Here is a 3,248-nt window from a genome sequence, read left to right on the forward strand (position 1 = left end):
GCAGGCGTAATTGTTAGAGCTAGGCTGCTACTCGATGCTCATAATAGGGTGCAGAGCTGAATGCGCGCGGCGAGCTCACACCCCGCGGAAGGGTATGGCAACGATTCACCCCTTCATGGGCAACTTCTGGATTGCCCGTGACTCGGGAACGATGCACAAGCTGGCAAAAATTAGCGTTTCATTCCCTGGCAGGCAAGCTAGCCGACGGCGAGTCTCAGAACTGAGTTCCCAAGTCCAGTTTGTAGACTTCACAGCATGGGCATCGCTTCTTTGAGCTTGTGGAATGTGATCTGCCGGTCGCGGAGAAAGATGGCAACAAAGGGTGTTTCCGCGGGGTCCACGACTGTGGACGACGAGAGGTGTTGTTTGGGTACTTCAATTCGAAGCGTGGACGAGCCTGCGGGCGCCTGTACTTCAAGGGAAGCGGCGTGGGAAATAGTCAAGTCCGTGCTGACGTCAGAGCGGCGGACTGCTTCCCGGTCGCCAAGGTAGAGGATAACGTCGTCTTGTTTGAAGCCCTCGCGTAGATCGATGTGAAGCACCGGCACTGGTCCCTCCCGGAGAAAACAAGCAGGGCGGGCGTTGATCGACCCGCCCTGTGAGATGAAACTGCGTTATGCGAATTGAACTCCAGCCAAAGGTTTCCTGGCATGAGTTACGCGTTTTTGGGTTTCCTCGGCTGCAGTCCTGTTGCCGCTGCGCAGATGAGCGTCCGCGATGGATTGGTTGACAGTGTCGACCGTGATGGCGTCCAGGCCAACACGGTCTGCAACCTCCGACACGCGAGACAACAAATTCACACTCTCTTCCGGCCGAGGCTTACGCACGAACATCTTGCGTTCCCTTGTGTCGATGGATTTGAATGCGCGGCCGGCGTTCAGCCCTTTGATCAGGTAGGCATAGGCGGCCAGCGGATGATCGGCGTGTTGTTCCAGTACCTTGTCGAAGCACTCGTTGCCGTGTCTGAGGAATTCCGAGTCAGACCCTTGTAGATATAGCAGAGTGCCCTGCTCCTGTCCGAAGAAGAGATCGGCGACATCCTCGTCCGCCACGCTTACGGGATGCCGCACGCGCACGTGCAGGATGTTGGACATGACACGCGAGCCGTCCGGAGCGTTGTAGATCGCACGCACCTGGTAGAAACCCGTGCGGTCGAAATAAAAGCCATCTTTGCCATAGCCGCAATAGATGACTTCTTCGAGCGAGGGATTCTCCGGGCCGAGCGTAACCGCCTGGCCCATTACGCAGTGGTCCATCAACGGACGATAGACCAAGACATCCCCATTCGGTTTGCAAATGCCGAGCTGGACCAAGCCGAAATTGGGGTGCAGATAAGGATGCACAGTGCGTCCTTCTCTGCCGGTGAGTTTGATTGTAATCAGGACGGGCTCGCCGAAGAGGAAGCTCTTACCGCTTTTCTCCACGGAGAGTTCGACCTTCAAACCGGAGTTGTCCTCCAGGTTCTGGTCGAACGGTTGCGAGTTGTCCAAGGCCGAATGGATCGCGAAGTTGCTGCCTCCTATGACGACGTCATTGCGGAAGGCATGGCGTATATGGATGATTTCCGGGTCGTCGAACTGGAAGGCAAAACCATTCCAAAAAGCGGCAGGGCCGCCAGGATATAGCCAGGGATAATTCATCCACGACAACGCGGCCGGCCGGTCGGCTTGTGGTGGCGTGGCCAAGGATTTCTGCCAGGAATGTAATAGGTTGAAGCAGTGCCCGAGCTCATGCACGTAGGTGTAGAGCTGGAGCCGCAGTTTGTCGGGCGTGGTGCCGCCGATACCAGCGTGGAAAATAGCACAACCCTGGCGTTGGCTTCCTTGCTGGTCAAACATGATGCCATACAAGCCCGTGCCCAGAACGTGCTCCTGGCAGGCCACCTCCCACACCGCCCACTGCGGAGTGTCCTGCCAGCGGCTGAAGTGCCTCTCCATCGAGTCGTGCAGTTCGCTGTTGTTCCAGAGGGCGTCGGCACCTGTCTCAGTATTGGGAATCACATCGTTGCGGCCGGTCGCCTGGAATTCGACGCCGGCTTCCGAATAAGCGGAAATGACGGAGAGATTGCGGGCTGGTCCCCCTGAGGGAAGCGATCCGGTGTTGTAGTGATCGAAGAGTGGCGTGTTCACGTCGGAGACCTTATCGAATTCGTAATGCACGGTGCGATAGCAGGCCGAGACATACTGGCATACATACAGCGCGCCGGGTTGGTTAGCGAGGGTAAAGAGCTGCAGGGTCGCAGGAGCGGGCGGCGCGAAAATAAAAGTCCGCGGAATCGAAATGCGGATCTTGGGAGCGCCTGCGCTCCAGGTGTATCTGCCAAATCCATTGATGATGACGAGGTTGGGCAGAACCGTCAGGACGGGAGCATCCACGACGAAGGAACCTAAGTAGGACATGGTGGAGCCGGAAACCTGGTAAAAGTCTCCGCTGACCTTTCGCATGGGACGCCTGCCGTCCATGTCTATCCGCAACTCCAGTTGAAAGCCCATACCGCCGCTGCGATAGAGTCCACTGATGGGGCGGCGGGCCAGCGGAAAAGGAATGGAAGGCCTATGAAGCTTTGGTTCAAGTTCTTTGGTTACTGTTTCGGTTTCGGAAGCCTCCACTCCAGGGGTGGGAGATTCCGTACCTGCCATGGTGGCGTCGAGGGCCTGGATTTCAGCGACCTCGTCCACGCTGAACTCCCTGTCCGTAGCGCTAAGGAAATTGGTTTCTGCAGTGGTTGGATCTGCTCGGTTCATAGTGGTTCTCCTTGATTGGATTTATGGTGCAGTGGGGCGGATAGGACCTTCCGCAAACCAAGGAATTCTCGTTCGAATCAGGTGGTATTGCCGACTTAGGAACTTGTCCGCAGCGAGGGGGCAGATAGACGTCCCGACGTCTCTCGGTGTGAACAAGGCGGTCAAGCTACTCCTTGTTGGAGGTGTTGTCAATAGAGTCGGAACCGCTTGAGTGTTGATATCCATGCTCGTCCTGAACATGGAACTCCTACATCTCCCACAAGCCGACTAGACGTGTAAACGGCCCGTTTACAACAACAATAACTTGCTCTCGCCGATAAGCTCATCTTTCTGCCGCGGTGGATTGTTTCCGAAGCCGCGACTCGAGCACCATCCGCTCAGTTGCGTTTGCCACATTCCGGATGGATCGTCGGTAAACCGCACCTTACTCCCCCTGAGCTCGAACCGGACATCGTCCTAACCCAACGGCAGAGGGTCGTTAACTGAGCGCGGCTAGCTCCTTTT

General features: G+C 56.6%; 2 protein-coding genes. Both read right to left on the reverse strand.

Going from position 1 to position 3,248, the window contains the following annotated elements; genetic code table 11:
- Positions 1–248: 248 nt before the first annotated feature.
- A complete protein-coding gene (locus tag Q363_RS30985) occupies positions 249–548 on the reverse strand; it encodes a hypothetical protein (protein ID WP_035358481.1) in 300 nt (99 codons plus the stop codon).
- 66 nt (positions 549–614) lie between these two features.
- Entirely contained in the window at positions 615–2,678 is a 2,064-nt protein-coding gene (locus Q363_RS30990) for a hypothetical protein (protein ID WP_157468013.1), read from the reverse strand.
- Positions 2,679–3,248: the final 570 nt, after the last annotated feature.

The organism is Edaphobacter aggregans DSM 19364 (assembly GCF_000745965.1).
GTDB lineage: Bacteria > Acidobacteriota > Terriglobia > Terriglobales > Acidobacteriaceae > Edaphobacter > Edaphobacter aggregans.